Raw genomic sequence first — 22,342 nt, forward strand, 5'->3', positions numbered from 1 at the left:
CGGCAAATCCGGAGCGACGCCCGCAGGCATAACTCGACGGAACGGCATAGCTAGGAGAGGACAGGAGGTGGACGGATACAGTTTTTATGCAGCACCGGTGCGGCCGACGCATCAGCCGCCGCAGGTACGGAGCAGACCTCCCACCGGTCTGGAGGAGCAACAACACCCACCGTCTGCGCCCGCTCCATCCCATGAATCGCCGGAGCAGCCGAGCAGAACGCGCAGGCGTGATCCCTCTCCATGCAATGCAGATGATGCGGCCCTTCCTTTACAGCAAAGGCAAGCAACATAAACATCACAAAGGAGAGCAGAACTCTCGTCGTTGAAGGCTGAAAACGCACGGATGCGTTCATCCTACATGACAAAAGGAAGGACACCCATATCTGAAATGAAGAGGACTTTCTTTAACCCACCACAGCTTTGGGTGCCCCATCTCTCAATTCTGGAACATGGGTTTCACCCATAGCACTAAGGCTTCAGAACGATCTTCATCGAGTCCGGTTTGGGGTTCGATGCCAGTTCCACCGCCGCCGCACACTGCTCCAGCCCAAACCGGTGCGAGATCAGCTTCGTCAGGTCCAGCGAGCCATCGCGATACCCCGCGAACACCAGGTCAATTCCCTCCTGCTGGATCGCCACCGAGGCCGAGTACGATCCCATCAGCGTCTTCTCATCCATGCACACCGCCGCCGGATCGAATGCAGCCGTCCCATGCTGCGTGCTGGCAAAGAGCATCACCCGCCCGCCCGGACGCACCGCCTCCATCGCCACCGCGATCAGCGCATCCGCCCCGACGGCCACGAGCACCACATCCGCGCCGCGCCCGTCGGTCGCCGCCTTGGCCGCGCCGACCACATCCCCCCGCGCATCAATCGGCCGATCCAGCCCATACTGAGCCGCAACGGCATGACGCTCCGGATACAGATCGCTCGTCAGCACTGTGGCCCCTGTCCTCCGTGCCAGAGCCGCCAGAATCACCCCGATGCTCCCCTGCCCGATCACCAGCACGGTATCGTCGGCCTCCAGGTTCAGCGCCAGCACCGCCTTGTAGCAGGTGTTCACCGGCTCGATAAACGCCGCCTGCTCGAACGGAATATCGTCCGGCACATGGATCAGCCCGGCGGTCTTGCCTCCCTCGCCGACGATCCAGTCCATCACCCGGATGTACTCGGCAAACCCACCGCCAGCCGCCGCAAACCCCGCCGTCGTCCCTACTTTTTTATAGGTCTCACACTGCGCAAAGGTCTGTTTGCGGCAGTAAAAACAAACCCCACAAGGGATGTGGTGGAAGGCCATCACCCGGTCTCCCACAGCAAACCCATCGACGCCCTCACCAACCGCCGCCACGGTCCCGGCCATCTCGTGCCCAAAGACTCGCGGAGCCGAGTGGGAACCGGTATGAATCTTCTTCAGGTCGGTCCCGCAGATGCCGCATGTATCGATCCTGACCAGCACTTCACCGGCCCCGATCTCCGGCACCGGAATCGTCTCGAACCGCACCTCATCCACCGCGCGATACACCGCCGCGCCCATCATCTCCGGCAACGTTCCCTGCTGCATCTCTGTCATCCTTCTTTCTTCCTATACCAGTCTAGCTGGGCCTCAAGCTCCACGGTCAGGGCCACGAGCGCCCGCTTGCTGTTGCCGCCAAGCGCGATCAACCGGCCCCACATCGGCGGCCTCACCATCGCATAAGCCGCAAAGGCCCCCGCCCGAAACTGCCCGTCGTTGGTGGCGAATCGCCCCAGCTCCTTCATCTCGAACTCGGCCTCATCCGAGATGACCTTGATCGCCTGAAACCCAAGCCCATGCCCCTGTGCCAGCCGAGCCACGGTCGCCGCCTCCATATCCACGGCATCGGCCGCGTACGAGGCAAAGAGACGCTTCTTCTCGGCGATCCCGGCGATCACATCCGCCGTTACCAGCACCTGCCTATATTGCGAGCTGTCGTACCGCTCGCCCGAGCGCGCGTCCACCACCACCCCGGCGCGGACGATCTCCCCCACCCGCAGCCTTGGGTTACACGCGCCCGCCAGACCCACCGAAAGCAGCGCCGTTACCGGCTTCAGCGACCGCGCCGCCTGCACCGCCAGCGTCACCCGCAGCGCTCCCATGCCCGCGCAGGCCACCACCGCGTCGTCACCGTCACGCGTATATGCAAAAACCTTGCCCGGAAGCCGGTGCTCCCGCCAGCCCCGCACCAGGGCGCTCACCTCACGCGGCAGAGCAGCGATGATCGCCGGAGACGCCGCCATCAGGCTTTGCTCTCGTACTTCGGCGCGTACCCATGCGCCACAAACCACTCCACCGCCGCCCGCAACGCAGGGTACACCGGCAGCACCTCAAACCCCAGCTCGCGCACCGCCTTGGCCGAGCTGGCGAACATCATCTTTCGCCCCATCCGCACGGCCTCCACCGTCGCCCGAGGCTCCTTGCCCCGCAGCTTGCCGGTAAACTTCTCGTCGAAGAAGGCAAACGCCATCGCCACCGCATGGGGCACCTTCATCGTGGGCGAGGGCAGCCCCGTGATGGCGGAGAGTCGGTCCAGAATCTGCTTCAGCGTCAGATTCTCGCCGCCCAGGATGTAACGCTCCCCCGGAGTCCCGTGGTCGAGCGCGACCACATGCATCCGCGCTACCTCGTCCACGTCCACCAGGTTTAGCCCAGTGTCCACGTAGGCGGGAAAGTTCTTATTCAGAAAGTCCACGATGATCCGCCCGGTCGGCGTGGGCTTCAGATCTCCCGGCCCAATCGGCGTCGTCGGGTTCAGGATGAGCACGCGTTGCCCCATCCTGGCCGCTGCGATCGCCTCCTGCTCGGCCAAAAACTTCGACCGCTTGTAGTGGCCGATCATCTCCTCGATCGACACCGGCGTAGCCTCATCGACGATGGTCCCGTCCTTCTTGAACCCCATCGTGGCCACCGACGAGGTGTACACCACCTTAGGCACCCCCATCTCCCGCGCCAGCCGCAGCAGCTCCCGCGTGCCGGTCACGTTAGCCGCGTACATCGCCTCCGGGTCCGTCACCCAAAGCCGATAGTCCGCCGCCACGTGCACCAGCGCATCGCATCCCGCGAGCGCCGACCGCAACCCCTCGGGCGAACGCAGATCGCCGACGACGGTCTCGGCATCGCCCAGGCCCTCAAGCCCGGCAAGGTTGCTCGTAGACCGTGTCAGCAGGCGTAGCTTCGCCCCTTGCGCCGCATATGCCCGCGCAACATGGCTCCCGACGAACCCGGTGGCTCCGGTTAGAAAGACCTGCATAATTGATTTCCAGAGATGGCGTTCACACGCCCTTCAAAGCTTCGCGTGGCCCTCCCGTTGGTCAGGAATAAAGATGCTCGCTGCCGACCAACGGGAGGGCCTCAGAAGATAACTTCCCCATATTGCCCCGAGAACGGTACGAAGTACTAATCGAGCTTCTCGGGCTCGATCTGGATATTCTTCTCGCCTGCGGACTTCTTCTCCCAGTATTTCTTCACCCAGGCCTCAAAAGTCTTGCCCGCAGCCGTGTCCCGCCCGCTGAAGGCCAGCGCGGCGATATCGCCATAGGCCACATTTACCTTGGTCTTCTCGGTCGTCGGGATGATGCGCACAAACGAGTCCGCCAGCGAAGTTCCCGAGCGCCGATCGAAGAGATATCCCTCGATCTTGCTGCCGTCCTTGCGCGTAATCGTCACATCGCCCCGGTAGTCGAAGGCTTTCTCGAGCGCCTCGCGCACTTCGGCTTCGGTCGCCAGCTCCGGCACCCAGCCTTCGAGCACCTCGCGCTCGCGTCCGGCTGCATGCTCCAGCTCGTCTGGATTGTGGTGCGCCAACTGCTCGATCTTCGCCGATTCCTGCTGATCCGTAGCCATGATTCTCCCTAAAGGTTTGCTGCTCTTAATCGCCCGAGACACTCTGCAGCTCGCCCTTTGCACTCGCCGCCGAAGCCGTCCCGATCTGCACCAGAGGACCATGCTGCGCCGGCTTCCAGTCGTTCAGAATCCGCTGCGCACCCTCGTCGTCATAGCGCGAGAACATTGCCTTCGCGGTTTGCAGAAGACCCTTGATCGAGCCGAACGTGTAGTTCACTCCGCTGGCCTCGTACCCCGAGTGAACCATGCAGTTCGCGCAGCGCGGATTGCCGCTCTCGGTGCCATAGTTCTGCCACTCGACGGTCTCCATCAGCTCCTTGAAGCTGTCGGCGTAGCCGTCCTGCAGCAGATAGCACGGTTTCTGCCAGCCGAAGATCGAGAAGGTCGGCATTCCCCACGGCGTGCACTTCAGGTCCTTCTTGCCCATCAGGAACTCCATAAACATGGGCGAAGCGTTGAAGCGCCAGCTCTTCTTCCGGTTCGAGAGGATCGCGCGGAACATCTTGCGCGACTTCGCACGCCCGAGGAAGTGGTTCTGGTCCGGGGCCTTGTCGTACGTATACCCAGGCGAGACCATCATGCTCTCCACCCCGGCCACCATCAGCTCGTCGAAGTGCGCGCGCACGCTGTTCGGATCGGCGCCGTCGAACAAGGTAGTGTTCGTCGTCACCCGGAAGCCCGCCGCCACAGCCGCCGCCACACCCTCCATGGCGATATCGTATCCACCCTCACGGCAGACGGAGAAGTCGTGGTGTTCACGCTGCCCGTCCACGTGTACCGAAAACGAGAGGTACTTGCTCGGCTTGAAAAGGTGAAGCTTTTCTTTAAGAAGCAGCGCGTTCGTGCACATATAAACGTACTTCTTACGCGCGACCAGCCCGGCTACGATCTCCGGCATCTTCGGGTGAAGCAGCGGCTCGCCGCCTGGGATCGCCACCATCGGCGTCCCGCACTCTTCGACAGCCTTGAAGCAATCCTCGGGGCTAAGCTCAGCCTTCAGGATATGCGCGGGGTACTGGATCTTGCCGCAGCCAGCGCACGCCAGGTTGCAGCGGAAGAGCGGCTCGAGCATCAGCACCAGCGGATACTTCTTCCGCCCGGCCAGCTTCTGCTTCAACACATAAGTCGCTACGGTCCACGCCTGCGAGATTGGAACTGCCATCCGGTCTCTCCTTCAATACCCAAAACAAAAACTAAATTTAAGCTGCTGCCGCTTCCCGTTCCATCGCGCGCCGGTAAGTCGTCAGCGCGAGCAGCGGGAAGTAATCCCGGTACAGGTGATAGGCCAGATAAAAGACCCTCGGGAACCCTGTTCCAGTATAGATAGCCTCGCCGTTGCGGCCCTCGGCCGACTCCGGCCACGTGCCGTTCTCCATCTGCTTGTCGATCAGCCAACGAATTCCCTTGGCCACCGAGTCGCTGCGGGTATCGCCCGCAGCCAGAAGCCCCAGGATTGCCCAGGCGGTCTGCGAAGGAGTAGAAGGCCCGATGCCGCGTGTGTTCGGATCATCATAGCTGCCGCAGGTCTCGCCCCAGCCACCGTCGGAGTTCTGCACCATGCGAATCCACTCGGCCGCTTGCTGGATAGCGGGTTCATGGTTCCAATAACCCATCGCTTCCAGACCACGCAGTACCAGGAACGTGCCGTACAGATAGTTGACGCCCCAGCGCCCGAACCAGCTACCGTCCGACTCCTGCTCCTTCAGGCAGAACTGAACCGCCTTTTCGACCCGTGGATCGCGGCGCGTGTACCCGTACTGCGCCAACATCTCCAGGATGCGACCGGTGATATCGACCGTCGGCGGGTCGATCATCGCGTTGTGGTCGGCAAACGGGATGTACTCAAAGATCTTCTTCGTGTTGTCCTTGTCGAAGCTCGCCCAGCCGCCGTTCCGGCACTGCATGGCGAAGATCCACTCGATCGCACGCTGCGAGGCGTCGATCTGCTTGCGCTCCTTGGGGTGGTTGACGGCGTTCAATGCCATCAAAACCTGAGCAGAATCATCGACATCCGGGTAAAACTCATTGTTGAACTCGAAGTACCACCCGCCCGGAGCAATGTTCGGCACAGTAAAGGCCCAGTCGCCCTTCTGTCGGACTTCCTTGTCGAGAAGCCAGTCCGCCGCCTTCACCATGCGCGGATCGTCCTTGGCCAGTCCAGCCTCGCCCAGTGCAAAGACCGCCTGGGCGGTATCCCAAACCGGGGAGACACAGGGTTGCATCCGGAAGGTCGGCGTCGGATAGTTCGGCTCGCCCTCCGGGAAGTCGAGGCCGAGCTTCTCGAACTCATCCATCGCCCGGATAAACTGGGGGTCATCGGTGCCATAACCCAGGCACTTCAGCGCGATGATCGCGTTCATCATGGCCGGGTAGATTGCGCCCAGGCCATCGGACTTCTCGAATCGCTCCAGCAGCCACTTCTCAGCCTTCTTCAGCGCCATCTTACGCAGTGGGCGGATATGCACGCGCTCAGCCCAGTGTGCGATCCGGTCCAGAGCCAGGAAGAAGTTCCGCCAGCCCACGGGACGGTTCTTATCCCAGCGCAGGTGCAGGTTGGCGTTCATCCGGCCGCCGACGAAGAGTTCGTCGATCCCCTGCTCGGGCGGCAGTTTCTTGAACGGTTTCTTCGAGTAGGCAATCGAAAGCGGAACCAGAATCGCCCGCGACCACGACGAGATCTCGTAAATATTGAAGTAGAACCAGTTCGGAAAGAGTACGATCTCCGGCGGAACAGCCGGAACAGCATCATACTCGTACTGGCCCATGAAGCACAGATAGATCTTGGTAAAGGTGTTGCACTCGGTGACGCCGCCGTTGGCCAGGATCCACTTCCGAGCCTTCACCAGCACCGGGTGGTCCTGCGACCAGCCCATCAGCTTCAGGGCAAAGTAGGCCTTTACGCCCAGCGAGATATTCGACGGGCCATTGGGGTAGATGCTCCAGCCGCCGTCCTCGTTCTGGTGCCGCAGGATCTCGTTGACGGCCCGCTCCATCTTGCCGCGGTCGCCCGTTCCCAACAGCACATGCATGAAGATGTAGTCCGACTCGAGCATGGTGTCGGCCTCAAGCTCACCACACCAATAGCCGTCCGGATGCTGCTGGCCCATCAGCCAGTCGCGCGCCCGATCGATGCCCTCGACCACGCGGTCCAAGCCCAAGTCGATGCGGCCGAACCGTGGCTGTGCGGTCGTCTTAGCCGACGGATTCACCGCCTGCTCATTCCCCGGATTGATAGGATTTACTGCACTCATGAACGGCAAACTCTCTTGTACTCTGTGGCTCTGACTGGACTACCGCGCGACCGCTGGAGCAGAAGCAATCGCCTGAACGATCTCCGGCGGCAAACCAAACCGAACATTCTCAGGCATTACCTCAACCTCGTCGACATCTCCATATCCTCTGGATTGCAGGTATTCGACAACGTCCTTCACCAGCACCTCCGGAGCCGAGGCCCCAGCCGTTACCGCAACCGTATTCACCCCATCCAGCCAAGCGGGGTCGATCGCATCCGCCGTATCGATGAGATACGAGTTCGTATCAAGATTCTTCGAGACCTCGACCAGACGGTTAGAGTTCGAGCTGTTCTTCGAGCCGACGACCAGCACCAGGTCCGCGCCGTGGGCCACGTTCTTCACAGCCACCTGACGGTTCTCCGTCGCGTAGCAGATATCCTGCGCGTGCGGCCCGACGATGTTCGGGAACTTCTTCTTCAGCGCCTCGATCATGTACCGCGCCTCGTCGAGCGAGAGCGTCGTCTGGGTCAGGTAGGCCACCTTGTCCGGGTCCGGAACCACCAGCGCTGCTACCTCTTCCACGGTCGAGACCACCTGGGTCACATCGGGAGCCTCGCCCTGCGTGCCTTCGACCTCTTCATGGTCGCGATGCCCCACCAGGACCAGCGAGTAGCCCTGCTTGGCGAACTTGATCGCCTCCACGTGCACCTTGGTCACCAGCGGACAGGTCGCGTCGATCACCTTCAGGCCGCGTGCCTTGGCTGCCTCACGTACAGCGGGCGAGACGCCATGAGCGGAGTAGATCACACGAGCGCCCGCAGGCACCTCGTCCAGCTCATTGACGAAGATCGCGCCCTTCTTCGCCAGATCGGTTACCACGTAGCTGTTATGCACGATCTCCTTGCGGACATAGATCGGCGCACCAAACGTCTCCAGTGCAATACGCACGATATCGATCGCGCGCACCACGCCCGCGCAGAAGCCGCGAGGCTTGAGAAGGAGGACACGCTTGGTAACAGAAACAGACGGGCTGACGACGGGGTCTAGGGTTGATGTTGTCACTTCCTCAGTATACCGCTTCAACCTGCTGAGGTCATCAATTCCGGCTCAAAACTGGTGCCTCGGCAGGCACCTCCGGGGGAGCCGGTGCTGACCCTATAAACCATCTATTTTGATAAGTCCAGCTCTCATCTGAAGCGGAAAAGATCCGCCCTTTACAGCTTCGCCGAGCATCCCGGATGTTTGCAGTCGCAGGCCAGCGACGTCATGCCCTTCGAATCGGCGCAGACGTTCGAGCAGTAGTTCGAGCCGGGAGCCGCCATACAGCTACACAGCGGATGTGCGCACTTCTTGACTTTGTCGGTCATAGGGCACCTCTACCGCACTCGGATGCGGCCTGTACTCCCGGAGATGTGTGCGTTTACCGGCTCGCCTCAATCAAGCTCTGTGCATGACGCACGCTGGTCTCCGAGAGCTTCGCCCCGCTCAGCATCCGCGCAATCTCCTGCACCCGCTCCGGCTCCTCCATGCGGCGGACGTTGGTGTGCGTCCGGCCACCGGCCTCCTTCTTCTCGATCAGAAAGTGCTGATCCCCGAAGGCCGCGATCTGCGGAAGATGGGTGATACAGAGCACCTGCTGGGTCTTCGAGAGCGTCTTCAGCTTCTGCCCCACAGCTTCGGCCGCTCGCCCGCCGATACCGATGTCGATCTCGTCGAAGACCAGCGTTCGGGGCAGCACGGCCTTCTTCTTGCCGCCGCGCAACGCGACGCCCTCCTCCACCGTAACCTTCAAGGCCAACATCACGCGAGACATCTCGCCCCCCGAAGCGATCTCTTCGAGCGGCTTCAGAGGCTCGCCCGCGTTGGTCGCGATCCGGTAGGCGACCTCATCCCAGCCATGCGCCGTCCAGCTATTCTTTTTGGCTTCTACCGCAATCGCAAATCGAACATTCATTGCCAGGTCGTTGATCTGTCGCTCCGCCAGCCGCTCCAGCCGCCGCGCCGCCTCGGTCCGAGCCAGCGTCAACTCGCCCGCTGCGGCCTCATACGCCGCTGCCCGCTGCGTCTCCTGCTCGCGCAACTCGGCCAGCACTGCGTCGCGATTCTCAACCTCAGCCAACTGCCGCGCCGAATCCGCGCCAAACGCGATCACCTCGGCCAGCGTCCGGCCGTACTTGCGCTTCAGCCGGTCCAGCGTGGCCAGCCGGTCTTCAATCTCGGCCAATCGCTCCGGCCCCGCCTGTACCCCGTCGGCGAAGTCCCGCAGAGTGGCCGAAAGATCCTCCACCGTGGCCTTGGCGGCTGCCAACTGCTGCGCCGGCTCGGCAAACCGGGCGTCATAGCGCGCCAGCTCGTCCACGAGCTTCAGCGCCGCGCCCAGCGTCGTCTCCGCCGCGTGCTCGGATTCGTACAGTTGGTCATAGGCGTTCATTGCCGCGCCGTATAGCTTCTCGGCGTTGGCCAGCACGCGCTTCTCGGCCTCCAGCAACTCATCTTCATCCGGCCCAGCAATCCCCGCCTCGTCGATCTCGCGGCTCTGAAACCGCCATAGATCCGCCATCCGCAGCCGGTCCTGCTCGTCCGAGAGCATGGTGTCGAGCCGCGCCCGCGTCTCCCGCCAAGCCGCGTGGGCCGACGCCACCGCCTCTAGCGAGAAGCCTGAAAACCGATCAAGCAACACCCGCTGCTGCATCTGGTCGAAGGCCCCCATGGTCTCGCCCTGCGCATGCACCAGAGCCAGCTCCGGGGCCAGTTGCCGCAGCACCCCCACGGTCGCGGGCTGGTTGTTGACGAAGACCCGCCCCTTGCCCGTGGCCGTGATCTCTCGCCGTAGCAGAATCTCATCACCCTCGGAGTCGATCCCGTTCTCGTCGAGCACCGCCAGCGCCCCAGGCGTCGTCTCGAAGACGCAGGCCACTACCGCCCGCTCTGCGCCATGACGCACAAAGTCCGACGATGCCTTGCCGCCCAGCAGCAGCGCCAGCGCATCGATCAGGATCGACTTACCCGCGCCGGTCTCTCCCGTTAACAGGTTCAGCCCACGGCCAAACTCGGCCACGGCATGGTCGATCACAGCATAGTTTTCGGCCCGCAACTCCAGCAGCATCTCTGCTTCGCCTCACGTTCGCTTTGGCGAAGCATAACACGCCGCCCCCGGAGGATGGATCAACACTCGAGATCGGAGCCGCGCACAAGCCTAAAAGCACAGGCGCTGAACCAGCGTACCGTCTCAGCCGATAAACCTTTTACCCACAACCCGGCCCGCTGCATCCTACAGCCTGTCGACCATTTATCCTGTACACGCGCAGTACACTCGTCGCAGAGGAACCCACAACGCCCATGCCGCTCCACTCCCTAGCCGCAGCCCTCCTCCTGAGCTTTCAGGAGCCCGATCTCGCCGCTAACCCGCTCCCCGCCGCCGCGCACTCCAGCGCCATCGGCGAGATCCTCCACAACTCCGGCCCGGTAGCCTTCGCGGTCCTCATCCTGCTTCTAGCGGCCAGCCTCTTCTCCTGGACGATCATCTTCTCGAAGGCCGCCAGCTTCTCCTCCGCGCGCAAGCAAAGCGCTCGCTTCCTGCGGGCCTTCCGCCGCGCCGGGCGTCTCAGCGAGATAGCCGCCGTAGCCGAGCAGTTCAAGCCCTCGCCGCTGGTGCCGGTCTTCACCGAGATCAACGACGAGTACCAGCGCCAGTCTGGCGGGCGCGGTCTGCCCCGTAACCCCGTGGGCCTCGAGCGCGCCGCCGCTACCGCTGCCAGCGAGGCCCTCACCGGCATGGAGCAGCGCCTCACCTGGCTGGCCACCATCGCCAATATCTCCCCGTTTATCGGCCTCTTCGGCACCGTCATGGGCATCATCGACGCCTTCCACGGCCTCGGCACCGCTGGCGCGGCAACACTGCGCGCGGTCGCCCCGGGAATCTCGGAGGCGCTCATCACCACCGCCGCCGGAATTCTCGTCGCTATTCCTGCCGTCATCGGCTACAACCAGTTGACGGCGCAGCTCCGCGACTTCGGCTCGCGCATGGACGACTTCGGCCGCGAGCTGCTGAACGCTATCGAGAACGCTGCCGCCTACGTGCCGCCGCCGACTCAGCAGCCCGAACCCGCGACGCTCGCGCAGGAACGGCGGAGGGGCGTCTAACATGGCCTTCTCCGCCAAGGGCCGCACCCAAACCGCGCTCGCCGACATCAACATCACGCCGCTGGTAGACGTGGTGCTGGTGCTGCTGCTCATCTTCATGCTCACGGCTCCGGTACTCCAGTCCGGCATCGACGTGGCGATTCCCCACACGCGCTCCACCCAGACGCTCACCGAAGAGCGCATGGTCATCACGATCGACAAGGACCAGAACGTCTTTCTCCAGGCCAGCGGGGCCGATAAGCCCGTCAACGTAGCCGACCTGCCCGAGCTGCTCAAGGCCCATGCCGCAGACCCCGGCAAGCAGACCGTTTACGTCCGCGCCGATGAGCGGGTTCCCTTCGGAGCCTTTGCCTCGGTCATGGAGTCGGTCAAACGCTCCGGCATCACCAATATCAGCATCGTGACACAGCCCTTCGAGAAGTAATTCCCCGATGCCCACTGAGCTTCTCCCAATCCGACGCCCCATCGACACCGGCGAACGCACGCCCATCGGCCTCGGCGGAGCCATCCTGCTGCACGTCCTCATTGTGGGTCTGGTGCTGGGCTGGTCGCTGGCCGATTTTACCCGCCACAAGGGTTGGGGCCAGGCCGATATGCAGGCCGGGGCCATCCAGGCCACGATGGTCAACTCGCTGCCGCTGCCGCCAAAGCAGCTCACCAAGGACAATGCCGTCCTGACCAGCGAGAAGCCCAGCCCCGCGCCCGAGCCGCCGCCCAAGGCCAAAGCCGAGCCTCCACCCAAGCCGAACGAAGTTCTGATCCCCACCAAGGCTCCGCCGCCCAAGCCGGTCAAAACCGCTGAGAAGCCTACGCCAGCGCCGCCCAAGCATCCGCAGCCCGTCGTCCCGCAGCCCACCAAGGCCACCACGGGCGAGACCGCCGGGGTGCGCATCCCGCAGGCCGTCACGCAGCTCAAGAATGGCACCGCCAGTATGACCGTCGAGGACAAGGCCTTCGGCGACCGTTATGCCTACTACGTTCGTATCGTGAACCAGAAGGTCGCGGCGCAGTGGCTCACGGCTGAGGCTGACTCTCGCGCCTCAAACGGCAAGCGCGTCACCATCATCTTCGATATCGACCACGACGGTGTGCCCTCGAACGCTCGTGTCGGTACCCGTAGCGGTTCGCCTACATTGGATATGTCGGCGTTAAGGGCCGTGCAGCGCGTTGACGGATTCGGCCCGTTGCCGCAGGGAAACCACATTACGGTTGAGTATTCATTCGACTACAAACAGCCTTAGGTACTTCGTACGGTTCTCGGGGTTGCATGGGCAAATATGCCACAGCGGGCCATCGAGCATTAAGGGCTGGGTTGAAGAAAGCGTACCTCGGGGGCTAAAACCCGCATCTGTGGCGGGTTGGAGATGTCCGGGCTAAAGCCCGGACCTACCTCAGAAGCAACCGCAAAAGCAGAGACCAAAAGCAATAACAAATGGCTGTCGCCCGTGTCTCATTGAGATATAGATTTTAACTGCCTACCCCACCAGCTTTTCATCCAGCAGATCCAACCCACCGGCGTCTTTCACCCACTTCGCTGCCCGTGTGCCCAAAGCAACAGCATCTTCACCGGCCTCGGTCCGCAGAGTTACCTCCACCGACTGTTCCCCATCCCGCGCCAGCACCTGCGCCCTCATCTCCCAACCTCCGGCGCGGGCCTGACAGTAAGCTCCCAGCGGCAGGTCGCACCCGCCGCCCATCCCATTCAGGAACGCCCTCTCGGCCTCGACCGCAAAGCGCGTCTCCCAGCACTCCAGCGCCCGGACAGCCGCGTAGATTGCGGCATCCCGAGTTACATCTACAGCGTGCTCGGGATGCCGAGTCTCCAGCCCAAGAGCCCCCTGCCCCGGAGCGGGCGTCAGCTCATCCACCCCAAACCGCTGATGCACCGACTCCGTACGGCCGATCCGGTCCAGGCCGGCACAGGCCAGCACCAGCGCGTCGCACTCGCCGTCCTCCAGCTTGCGTAACCGCGTGTCGATGTTACCGCGCATCTCCACGAACTGAAGATCGGGCCGAAGCGCCAGAAGCTGAGCTCGCCGCCGCGGGCTGGTGGTGCCGATCCGCGCCCACTCCGGCAGCATGTGCAGTCCCCAGTACGTCTCGCAGACGAAGGCATCGCGTGCGTCGGCTCGGGGCGGAATCGCTGCCATCGCAAAGCGTGCATCCATCGTGGTGGGCAGATCCTTCAGGCTGTGTACAGCCAGGTCGATCCGCCCTGCGGCCAGTGCCTCTTCGATCTCCTTGATGAAGATCCCCTTGCCGTCCGGCTTCTCGCCGTTGGGGCCTGCGGGCAGCACGAACCCCGGCGTCTGCATCCGGTCGCCGGTGGTACGGATGACCTCGATCTCGACCGTATTACCCGCGCGCCGCAGCTCATCGGCGATAAAGTTCGCCTGCCACAGCGCCAGCTGCGACCCTCGTGACCCAATCCGAATCGTATCCATATCAACACCAGAATACCGTTCCCGGAGACACTGCGGGCGATTTCGGATACTTCGGGGTTAACTCCCTCGACGGCCATCCTTGGCCACGTACAACTCTTCCAGCCGAGCCAGCCCCGCCGTATCTCCCTGCGCCGCCGCATCGCGCACTGCCATCAGCGGAGCGTGCAGAAACTTGTTCGTCAGCGACCGCGTCAACGCCTCGACGGCCTCGATCTGAGCCGGGGTAAGTCCGGCCAGCCGCGCCTGTACCCTGGCCAGCTCGCCCTGCCGCAGCGTCTCCGCCTGCGCCTGAAGAGCCTTGATGACCGGCACTGCGTCCAGCGACAGCAGCTTCTGCTGGTAGCGGTCGACCTCGCTGGTCACGATCCGCTCCGCCTCGGCTGCTTCACGGCTGCGGTCGGCCATGTTCGCCGCGGCCACTTGTTGCAGGTCGTCGATGTCGTAGACGAAGCAGCCCTCGACCTCGTTGACCTTGGGGTCCACGTCGCGGGGCACGGCGATGTCGATAAAGAAGATTGGCCGTCCCTTCCGCCGCTGCACAAAGCTCTGCCCATGCTGGCGGCCGAAGATCTGGTGCGCCGCTCCGGTCGAGGTAATCACGATATCGGCTCGATGCGCCTCGGCGTACAGATCCTCGAAGGGCAGCACGCCGGTCGTAATCTTCGGCGTCCGCAGCGAGTCGGCGATCTTCTCCGCGCGCTCCACCGTGCGGTTCGAGACCAAAATCGACCCCACACCCTGCTCGATCAGGTGCCGCGCCGCCAGTTCCGACATCTTGCCCGCGCCCACCAGCAGCACGGTCTTGTTGGCCAGCGCGCCGAAGATCTTCCTGGCCAGGTCCACGGCCACACTTGCAATCGACACGCTGGAGCTGCCGATCTGCGTCTCCGTCCGAACTTTCTTCGCCACCGTGAACGCGCGTTGCAGCAGAGGCTCCAACGTGCCGGAGACTGCGCCCACCTCCCGCGCGACCGAGTAGGATTCCTTTACCTGCCCCAAAATCTGGGGCTCGCCGACTACCATCGAGTCCAGAGAAGATGCGACCCGGAACAGGTGCCGCACGGCCTCACGCTCGCGGAACTCGTACAGATGCGGCTGGATCGTCGCCGCCGGGACGGCAAAGTACTCGTGCAAAAACCGCAGCAGGTCGGGAGCGTCTTCCTGTAGAGTCAGGATCTCCACACGGTTGCAGGTCGAAAGGATCAGCCCTTCGCGAATCCCCGGCTGCTGGGCAAGGCTTCTGGTCGCATCGGCCAGCCGTCCAGCCGGGATCGCCAGCCGCTCGCGCACGTCTACCGGAGCGGTGTTGTGGTTGACTCCCAGGAGCACCAGGCTCTGCTCACTCATAGCGCGGTAAACCTGTGTACGGACGAGAACTGGTTCGCGGCCCACACCGTTAGCACCACAAAGAAGACGAAGCTGGAGAGATAGACCGCTCTCCGGCCCCGCAGGCCCGAGCTTCTGCGGATGAAGATCATCGCCACGTAGGCCAGCCACATGGCAAAGGCCAGCAGGATCTTCGGGTCGCGGAAGTAGCTGGCGCCGTAGTCGATCTGCGCCAGCAGAGAGCCGATCAGCAGTCCGGCTGTCATGCACGGCAACCCGAAGAGCAGCGTCTTCAAGGCGATCTGGTCGATGGTCTCAAGCGGTGGAAACTTGATGGCACTGCGCGACATGGCCTTGGTCTTCAGCCTGCGCTCTTCGATCAGATAGAGCAGGCTTGCTCCCAGTGAGAGCAGCAGCGCCGCGTACGCCGCCAGCAGCAGCACAATGTGCAGGAAGACCCATCCCTGCTGGATCAGCGGCAGCGTCTCCTGGTGGGGCTTGAAGGCGGGCACCAGGCACAAAAGAAAGGTCACGGGCAGCAGAAAGACGCCCAGCGCCACGGTCTTGAAGCGCGCGTAGACCACCAGGAAGGCCCCGGCCAGGAGCAGCGCCAGCAGGGTCTGGGTCTCGTGCGCGTCCACAGGCAGCTCATGGTGCGCGGCGTTCATCATCTCGGCTAGAGAGACGAAGTGGAAGAGGATTGCGATCACCGTGGCGGGTACGGCTACGTGCCGCCACCGGGGGCGGTCGTAGAGCGCCGCAGGCAACACCGCCAGGGCAGCTACACCATACAGAAACACCGCGACCCTGAGCCAAAGTAAGGACATAACGCGCTATGAATCAGTATATCGCCTTACGCTCCGTACGCCCCGATAACCGGCCAAAGCCAGCTTCACCCCAGAAACTTCCGAAGCTCCGCCTCGCAGTACTCCGTGCTCACGAAGAACGGCTTCTCCAGGATATTTACCGTCAGCAGGCCATCCTGATAGGCATACGCCGCCGTTACGCCCGACTTGGTCAGCCGCCCCGCGTCCCCGTCAAGCCGGATGCCGTGCTCCGCCTGCAGCCTCGTTACCCTGCCTGCGAACTCCTCCGGCGTCAATCGAATCTCAATCATGGCCAATTGTCCTCAAACTCATACGATATCCTGACCTCTCCAAACGATGGCAAACGACACCGCATACGACGCAGCACAAGACACCTCCCTTACCCCGGTCATGCGCCAGTACTTTGCCGCCAAACAGGCCCATCCGGACTGCCTGATGTTCTGCCGCATCGGCGACTTCTACGAGCTTTTTTACGACGACGCGATTCTGGTCGCGCGTGAGCTACAGCTTACCCTGACCGCTCGCGACAAAGAAAAGAAGCAGCCTATGTGCGGCGTACCCTACCACGCGGCCGAGGTCTACCTGCAGCGGCTGCTGCGCAAGGGCTACCGCATCGCGCTCTGTGAGCAGATGGAAGACCCGAAGACGGTCAAGGGCATCGTCAAGCGCGAGGTCACCCGCGTCCTGACGCCCGGCACAGCCATCGACCCCAGCCTTGGAGCCGGGGATTCGAACTGGCTGGCCGCGGTGGTGGTCCTCAAGTCCGGCACGGCGGGGCTTGCGATGGTCGATCTCTCCACTGGTGACCTGCGCGCCACCGAGTTCCCCGGCCCTAACGCCTTCGCCCAGGCCGCCGACGAGCTGGGCCGCATCCGTCCGGCTGAGCTGCTTTACACGGCCAGCGGATTGGGCCTCTCTGCTCAGCCCACTCTCGCGGGCGAGTCCGAAAAGACCGAGGACTCCGGCCTCGACGCCATCCGCACCAAGACCGCTGTGGACGAGTACGTCCTCACCGCCGAGTACGCACTGCCGCTGGTCCGCCAGCACTTCAAAGTGCACTCGCTCGATGGCTTGGGCCTCGCTGCGCACGAGGCTGCTGCCGTCGCCGTGGGAGGGCTGCTCCACTACCTCCGCTCCACTAAGCAGGGCGCGCTCGAGCACGTCACTCAACTGCGCTTCTATGAACGTTCCGGCTCGCTGGAGCTGGATGCTGTCAGTGTCCGCAACCTGGAGCTGGTCGATCCGCTCTTCTCCGGCGAGTCCGTCCAGACCACGCTCTGCTACACGCTGGACGCCTGCTGCACCCCCATGGGCAAGCGTCTGCTGCGTGCGACGCTGCTGAGGCCGTCGCTGGAGCTGACGGAGATCGAGCCGCGCCTCGAAGCCGTGGCCGAGGCCCATGCCGACCTGCTCCGCCGCGAGTCCGTCCGGCGCGCCATGGACAACATCCTCGATTTAGAACGGCTTCTTGGCCGTGTTGCTGCGGACTCCGCCGGTCCCCGAGAGACCATGGCTCTGGCCGCCACGCTGGCCTGTCTGCCGGAGCTGCGCCGTGCGGTCCTGGCGCTCAAGGCTCCACGCTGGCAAGCTCTTGCCGCTGAGCTGGACCCGCTTGAAGACCTGCACGAGCTGATTACCGCCACCGTCGTCGCCGAACCTCCTGCCACACTGGCCGACGGCAACGTCATCCGGCCCGGTCTGCACGCCGAGCTGGACGAGCTGCGCGAGCTGAGCCACAGTGGGCGGCAGGCGCTAATCGCAATCGAAGAGCGCGAGCGCCAGCGCACCGGCATCGGCTCGCTCAAGGTGCGCTACAACACCGTTTTCGGCTACTACATCGAGATCACCAAGGCCAACGCCCGCGCCGTTCCCGCCGACTACGAGCGCAAGCAGACGCTGGTAAATGCCGAGCGTTTCACCACGCCCGAGCTGAAGGACTACGAGAACCGCATCCTCACCGCGCAGGACCGCTCGCTCGAGATCGAGCGCCGCATCTTCGCTGAGCTGCGGGCGCAACTGCTCGCCGCAGCCAGCCGTATTCGCGACTCTGCCCGCCGCATCGCCGAGATAGACCTGCTCTCGAACTTCGCTCATCTGTCCGCGCTGCGCGGCTGGACGCGCCCGCAGGTGGACGACTCCACCGCGCTCGAGTTCGTGCAGGCACGCCACCCCGTCGTCGAGCGCCGCATGGAGGACTCGGGCATAGGCCGATTTATTCCCAACTCGCTCTATCTGGACGCGCAGAACGGTCCCTCCATCCTGCTGATGACCGGACCCAACATGGGCGGTAAGAGCACCTACCTGCGCATGGCTGCGCTGCTGGTCATCATGGCGCAGTGCGGCTGCTTCGTGCCTGCCGAGAGGATGCGGCTCGGTCTTGTGGACCGCATCTACACCCGCATCGGGGCCAGCGACAACGTGGCCCGCGGCCGCAGCACCTTCATGGTCGAGATGACCGAGACTGCCGCGATTCTGAATACCGCCACCTCGCGGTCGCTGGTGCTACTGGACGAGATGGGCCGCGGCACCGCCACCTACGATGGCCTCTCTCTGGCCTGGGCTACGGTCGAACATCTGCACAACGGCATCGGAGCCCGCAGCCTCTTCGCCACGCATTATCACGAGCTGACTCTGCTCTCGGAAAAGCTCCCGCGCCTGCAAAATGTCCGCGTCTCGGTCAAGGAGTCGGCAAGCGGCATCGTCTTCTTGCACACGGTCGAACCGGGGGCCGCGAGCAAGAGCTACGGCATCGAGGTAGCCCGTCTGGCTGGGTTGCCGCAGTCCGTCATTACTCGCGCGCGAGAGGTGCTCAAGGTACATGAACGCGCGGAGAAGAACTCGGTCTCGGCTTCGCTGCTCGAAGAGCCTGCGCCGTCGCTCCAGATGACGATGTTTACCCCGCTCTCGCAGCGTGTCGTCGATCGCCTGGCCGAGGCCGATATCAATTCTCTGACACCGCTCGAAGCCCTGAACCTGCTGGCTGATCTCAGACGCGAACTCAAGGATGGTCCTAAATGACGCTACGTGCGAAAAAGGATAACGAAGAAATTCCTGACGTGCCTGGAGTCTATGCTTTCTACTTGAAGAAAGGCTGTTCTCTTGGGCGAATTGAAGTTGACGAATCGAGGCTTCTCTATATCGGCATGACTAAGTCAAGCCTGAAGGAGAGAGATCACAGAGAGCACACAGCCAGCTCATCCTCTACGTTCCGCCGTTCTTTGGGAGCACTGCTCAAAAAGTCACAAGACAAGCCGTCACTAAAAGCTATTCCTCGTGGCTTGGGAGGATCTTCCAAGGATTTCACCAATTATCGATTCAAAGATTCAGACGAGAAGGGGCTGACTGATTGGATGAAAAAAAATCTCGAATATAAATTCGAGATCGTAGAGAACAACATCGAGCAAAGAGAACGTACGTTGATCTCGGAGCTACATCCCCCCCTCAACCTCACAAACCTGGGAGGGTGGCGGAATGAGCAGAAAGCTTTTGTGAAAAGCCTACGTAGAATATGCAGGGACGAAGCCAAAAGATCGGTTGGATATGAATAAAGCCAGCCACGCGACATCCCGGTCTTCCCAGCTAGTTCAATCGAAGCCCATGACCATCGCCGGAGTCATGTCCGGCACCTCCGCTGACGGCATCGACGTGGCCATTGTCCGCATCGGCTCCACGGGCCGCATCAAACTCCTCGGCCATCGGGCCTTTCCCTACCCTCGTGCCGTCCGCAACGCCATCCTCCGCGCCATGGAGAACGCCGCTCTGCCCGTCGCCGAGCTATCCCTCCTCAACTGGCGGCTCGGCGAGCTTTACGCCGATGCCGTCGAGGCCACCGCCAACACCCTCAACCTGAAGCCCCAACTCGTCGGTCTCCACGGCCAGACCATCTACCATCAGGCCGTTGCCGCGCCCTTTCTCGGAAGCTCTACCCGCGCCACGTGGCAGACCGGCGAAGCCTCCGTCGTGGCCGAGCGGCTGCGCGTTCCCGTCGTCAGCGACCTGCGCCCCGCCGATATGGCCGCCGGTGGACAGGCCGCGCCACTGGTCCCGATGCTCGACTACACGCTCTTCCGCCACCCTACCCGCAACCGCATCCTGCTCAACCTGGGCGGCATCGCCAATCTGACCGCCATGCCCGCCGCTGCGTCGCTCGAAGACCTTCTGGCCTTCGACACTGGCCCCGCCAATATGGTCATTGACACCCTGATGCAACGGCTCTTCCGCAAAAAGCTGGACGCCTACGGCAGGACCGCCGCCCGTGGCCAGATCCTCCAGCGGGTTCTCGATGAGTTGCTGCGTAACCCCTACTTTTCTGCCCCTCCGCCCAAGTCGTGTGGGCGTGAGCAGTTCGGCTCTGCCTATGTCGATCGCCTCCTCGAGCTTTGCGGCGACGCCTCCAGCCTCGACATACTGGCTACCACCACGGCGCTCACCGCCTCCACCATCGCCGCGGCCTATGTTCGCTTCTGCCAGCCACACCTGAATCAGTCCACTGCCACCGACCTCATCGTCAGCGGCGGCGGAGCCCGTAATATCCACCTCGTCGGCCTCTTGCGCGCCGCTCTCGAGCCGCTGAGAGTCAAGGTCATCGATATCGGAGAACGCGGCATCCCCGCCGAGGCCAAGGAGGCCGTGGCCTTCGCGCTGTTGGCCTGGCTCACCTGGCACCAGCGTCCGGGTAACGTTCCTGCAGCCACCGGGGCCAGCCGACCCGTCATCCTGGGCAAGGTCACCTACGCATGAGCCGCCGCGCCACCAAGCCGGGGAGGAGATGGTTTGGCCTCAGTTGCGCGTTGCTGCTCCTGACCGCCTGCACCCCTCGCCACGAAGACCCCAACACTGCTGTAGTCCTCATCGACTCCAGCCCCACCAACCTCGACCTCCGCATCGGCACCGATGCCCAGTCCGAGCGCATCGGCTCGCTCATCTTTGACCCACTCGTCCGCAAGGATGAGCACTTCCAGATGCAGCCCTGGCTGGCTACTGCGTGGTCCCAGCCAGATCCACTTACATGGATATTCCGCATCCGCACGGGTGTTCGCTTCCACAACGGCCAGCCCCTTACGGCCCAAGATGCTGCTTACACCGTAAACTCGCTCATCGACGGGACTCTCATCACCTCGAAGGCAGGAGCCTTTGAGGCTGTGAGCAAGGCCGAAGCTCCTACGCCCGAGATCCTCATTCTCCATCTCAAACGGCCCGACGCTTCTCTGCTCTTCAACCTGTCTGATGGTCTCTTTGGAGTCGTACCAAAGAACTCCGGCAAGGAGCTGGGCCGCAACCCTGTCGGCTCAGGGCCATTTCGATTCGTCAGCGCCACCGTGGATAAAGATGTCGTCGTGGCTCGCAATCCCGAGTACTGGGCGGGGCCTGCGCATCTTGAGCGTGTCCGCTTCCCTGTCGTGCCCGATGCCGTTACCGTCGCACTCGAGATGCAAAAAGGCTCTGCCGATATCGCCAGCAACGACCTTACGCTCGACATGGTCTACGCCCTCCGCAACGCCAAGGGGCTCATCACCGAGTCCGCTCCCAGCTCTACTGTCATGTACCTCAACTTCAACGTCGCCGACGGACCGCTGCGCGACAAGCGCGTTCGTCAGGCCATCGCCTGCGCCATCGACCGCGAGGCCATCATCCGCGCGCTGTGGCGTAATCAAGCCCACCTGGCCGAGATGCTGCTGCCCCCCGGCCACTGGGCCGCTGCCAGCCAACTTCCGCGCTATCCGCACGATATCGCCCGCGCCACTCGGCTCCTTGACGCTGCCGGCTTCTCTCCAGACAAGCAAGGCGTCCGCCTGCGGCTGGAGATGAAGACTTCGACCGACGAGACCACGCGCCTGCTCGCCGTTATTTTGCAGCAGCAGCTACGCCCCGCCGGAATTGAGTTGACCTTGCGTTCGGCCGAGTTCGGGACCTTCTACGCCGACGTTACCCGAGGAGCCTTCCAGATGTACGCGCTCAAGTGGGTAGGCTCCAACGAAGACCCGGATATCTTCCGCTACGCCTACAGCTCCGACCGATTTCCGCCCAAGGGCGGCAACCGCGGCCACTACATGAACGCCCGCGTCGATGAGCTGCTCCGGCAGGCTGCCGCCACCACCGACGAGCCCACCCGCCGCCGTGCCTACGTCGAGGTCCAGCAGATTCTGGCCGATGAACTGCCCAGTATTCCGCTGTGGTATCCCAACAACGAGATCGTCCATACCAGCCGTATTACCCACGTCACTCCGCGCGGTTCGGGCAGCTTCGACTTCCTGCGCGAAGCGGAGATTCACCCGTACAGATAATCGCTGCCGACTGAAGGGAGGCCCTTGTGGATAACTCTCCCATGCGGTTTCGGGAACCGTTTGAAGTACGTTACTTTTTGATAATTAACCACCTTCCCTCAGGCCAGCATGGCATCATACCCATCAGGAGACCTATCCCTATGAAAAAGATCGTTCTATCCGCTCTCGTTCTGCTCTTCACCGCCAACGCCTTCGCCGAGCGTCCCTGCCGCGTGTGGCGTACACGC

21 protein-coding genes are annotated in these 22,342 nt (G+C 62.8%); 7 read left to right on the top strand and 14 right to left on the bottom strand.

Annotated elements, in window-relative coordinates; genetic code table 11:
• Positions 1 to 50: 50 nt before the first annotated feature.
• The 10 genes from FTO74_RS09420 to recN form a co-directional block, all read right to left on the bottom strand.
• A complete protein-coding gene (locus FTO74_RS09420; RefSeq protein ID WP_162537918.1) occupies positions 51 to 242 on the bottom strand; it encodes a hypothetical protein in 192 nt (63 codons plus the stop codon).
• A 226-nt stretch (positions 243 to 468) separates the two neighbouring features.
• Positions 469 to 1,569: an alcohol dehydrogenase catalytic domain-containing protein gene (locus tag FTO74_RS09425; RefSeq protein WP_174242221.1), complete on the bottom strand. Its 1,101-nt coding sequence runs from the start codon at positions 1,567 to 1,569 to the stop codon at positions 469 to 471.
• Positions 1,566 to 2,255 carry a phosphorylase gene (locus tag FTO74_RS09430; protein WP_162537919.1) on the bottom strand — a complete coding sequence of 230 codons (690 nt, stop codon included), beginning with the start codon at positions 2,253 to 2,255 and terminating at the stop codon, positions 1,566 to 1,568. The genes FTO74_RS09425 and FTO74_RS09430 overlap by 4 nt, the downstream gene beginning before the upstream one ends.
• Positions 2,255 to 3,265 carry a hopanoid-associated sugar epimerase gene (hpnA, locus tag FTO74_RS09435; protein ID WP_162537920.1) on the bottom strand — a complete coding sequence of 337 codons (1,011 nt, stop codon included), beginning with the start codon at positions 3,263 to 3,265 and terminating at the stop codon, positions 2,255 to 2,257. Before hpnA ends, FTO74_RS09430 begins: the two co-directional genes overlap by 1 nt.
• Positions 3,266 to 3,411: 146 nt before the next feature.
• A complete protein-coding gene (locus tag FTO74_RS09440; RefSeq protein ID WP_162537921.1) occupies positions 3,412 to 3,858 on the bottom strand; it encodes a hypothetical protein in 447 nt (148 codons plus the stop codon).
• 25 nt (positions 3,859 to 3,883) lie between these two features.
• Positions 3,884 to 5,020 (bottom strand): adenosyl-hopene transferase HpnH, encoded by a 1,137-nt coding sequence (gene hpnH, locus FTO74_RS09445; RefSeq protein WP_162537922.1) that lies wholly within the window; start codon positions 5,018 to 5,020, stop codon positions 3,884 to 3,886.
• Positions 5,021 to 5,057: 37 nt separating this feature from the next.
• Positions 5,058 to 7,109, bottom strand: coding sequence for a squalene--hopene cyclase (shc, locus tag FTO74_RS09450; RefSeq protein WP_162537923.1), 2,052 nt, complete (start codon positions 7,107 to 7,109; stop codon positions 5,058 to 5,060).
• A 39-nt stretch (positions 7,110 to 7,148) separates the two neighbouring features.
• Positions 7,149 to 8,153, bottom strand: coding sequence for a 4-hydroxy-3-methylbut-2-enyl diphosphate reductase (locus FTO74_RS09455; RefSeq protein WP_162537924.1), 1,005 nt, complete (start codon positions 8,151 to 8,153; stop codon positions 7,149 to 7,151).
• A gap of 152 nt (positions 8,154 to 8,305) precedes the next feature.
• Complete coding sequence (locus tag FTO74_RS09460; protein ID WP_162537925.1) at positions 8,306 to 8,458, bottom strand: hypothetical protein; 153 nt, start codon at positions 8,456 to 8,458, stop codon at positions 8,306 to 8,308.
• 53 nt (positions 8,459 to 8,511) lie between these two features.
• Positions 8,512 to 10,197, bottom strand: coding sequence for a DNA repair protein RecN (gene recN / locus FTO74_RS09465; protein WP_162537926.1), 1,686 nt, complete (start codon positions 10,195 to 10,197; stop codon positions 8,512 to 8,514).
• Between the two features lie 233 nt (positions 10,198 to 10,430).
• Here recN and FTO74_RS09470 point away from each other — a divergent pair, with 233 nt between their 5' ends.
• Genes FTO74_RS09470 through FTO74_RS09480 form a run of 3 tightly spaced genes read left to right on the top strand, consistent with a single transcriptional unit; the run spans position 10,431 to position 12,475 of the window.
• Positions 10,431 to 11,234 carry a MotA/TolQ/ExbB proton channel family protein gene (locus FTO74_RS09470; RefSeq protein WP_162537927.1) on the top strand — a complete coding sequence of 268 codons (804 nt, stop codon included), beginning with the start codon at positions 10,431 to 10,433 and terminating at the stop codon, positions 11,232 to 11,234.
• Between the two features lies 1 nt (position 11,235).
• Entirely contained in the window at positions 11,236 to 11,658 is a 423-nt protein-coding gene (locus FTO74_RS09475; protein WP_162537928.1) for a biopolymer transporter ExbD, read from the top strand.
• 7 nt (positions 11,659 to 11,665) lie between these two features.
• Complete coding sequence (locus tag FTO74_RS09480) at positions 11,666 to 12,475, top strand: TonB family protein (protein ID WP_162537929.1); 810 nt, start codon at positions 11,666 to 11,668, stop codon at positions 12,473 to 12,475.
• A 234-nt stretch (positions 12,476 to 12,709) separates the two neighbouring features.
• Here FTO74_RS09480 and hemC read toward each other — a convergent pair whose 3' ends face one another.
• The 4 genes from hemC to FTO74_RS09500 all read right to left on the bottom strand — a co-directional run bounded on the left by hemC (position 12,710) and on the right by FTO74_RS09500 (position 16,121).
• Positions 12,710 to 13,678 carry a hydroxymethylbilane synthase gene (hemC, locus tag FTO74_RS09485; protein ID WP_162537930.1) on the bottom strand — a complete coding sequence of 323 codons (969 nt, stop codon included), beginning with the start codon at positions 13,676 to 13,678 and terminating at the stop codon, positions 12,710 to 12,712.
• Positions 13,679 to 13,735: 57 nt separating this feature from the next.
• A complete protein-coding gene (gene hemA / locus FTO74_RS09490) occupies positions 13,736 to 15,025 on the bottom strand; it encodes a glutamyl-tRNA reductase (protein ID WP_162537931.1) in 1,290 nt (429 codons plus the stop codon).
• On the bottom strand, positions 15,022 to 15,831 hold the full coding sequence (gene ccsA / locus FTO74_RS09495) for a cytochrome c biogenesis protein CcsA (RefSeq protein ID WP_162537932.1): 810 nt from the start codon (positions 15,829 to 15,831) through the stop codon (positions 15,022 to 15,024). The genes hemA and ccsA overlap by 4 nt, the downstream gene beginning before the upstream one ends.
• Before the next feature lie 65 nt (positions 15,832 to 15,896).
• Positions 15,897 to 16,121 (bottom strand): hypothetical protein, encoded by a 225-nt coding sequence (locus FTO74_RS09500; RefSeq protein WP_162537933.1) that lies wholly within the window; start codon positions 16,119 to 16,121, stop codon positions 15,897 to 15,899.
• Positions 16,122 to 16,167: 46 nt separating this feature from the next.
• Between FTO74_RS09500 and mutS the strand changes: the two genes are divergently transcribed.
• Genes mutS through FTO74_RS09520 form a run of 4 tightly spaced genes read left to right on the top strand, consistent with a single transcriptional unit; the run spans position 16,168 to position 22,115 of the window.
• Positions 16,168 to 18,849 (top strand): DNA mismatch repair protein MutS, encoded by a 2,682-nt coding sequence (gene mutS, locus FTO74_RS09505; RefSeq protein ID WP_162537934.1) that lies wholly within the window; start codon positions 16,168 to 16,170, stop codon positions 18,847 to 18,849.
• Positions 18,846 to 19,379, top strand: coding sequence for a GIY-YIG nuclease family protein (locus FTO74_RS09510; RefSeq protein ID WP_162537935.1), 534 nt, complete (start codon positions 18,846 to 18,848; stop codon positions 19,377 to 19,379). Before mutS ends, FTO74_RS09510 begins: the two co-directional genes overlap by 4 nt.
• The gene (locus tag FTO74_RS09515; RefSeq protein WP_162537936.1) at positions 19,372 to 20,571 is read left to right on the top strand and encodes an anhydro-N-acetylmuramic acid kinase; all 1,200 of its coding nucleotides are present in this window, start codon (positions 19,372 to 19,374) and stop codon (positions 20,569 to 20,571) included. Before FTO74_RS09510 ends, FTO74_RS09515 begins: the two co-directional genes overlap by 8 nt.
• Positions 20,568 to 22,115 carry an ABC transporter substrate-binding protein gene (locus FTO74_RS09520; RefSeq protein ID WP_162537937.1) on the top strand — a complete coding sequence of 516 codons (1,548 nt, stop codon included), beginning with the start codon at positions 20,568 to 20,570 and terminating at the stop codon, positions 22,113 to 22,115. The genes FTO74_RS09515 and FTO74_RS09520 overlap by 4 nt, the downstream gene beginning before the upstream one ends.
• Positions 22,116 to 22,342 lie beyond the last annotated feature (227 nt).

Source organism: Granulicella sp. WH15, from assembly GCF_009914315.1.
GTDB lineage: Bacteria > Acidobacteriota > Terriglobia > Terriglobales > Acidobacteriaceae > Edaphobacter.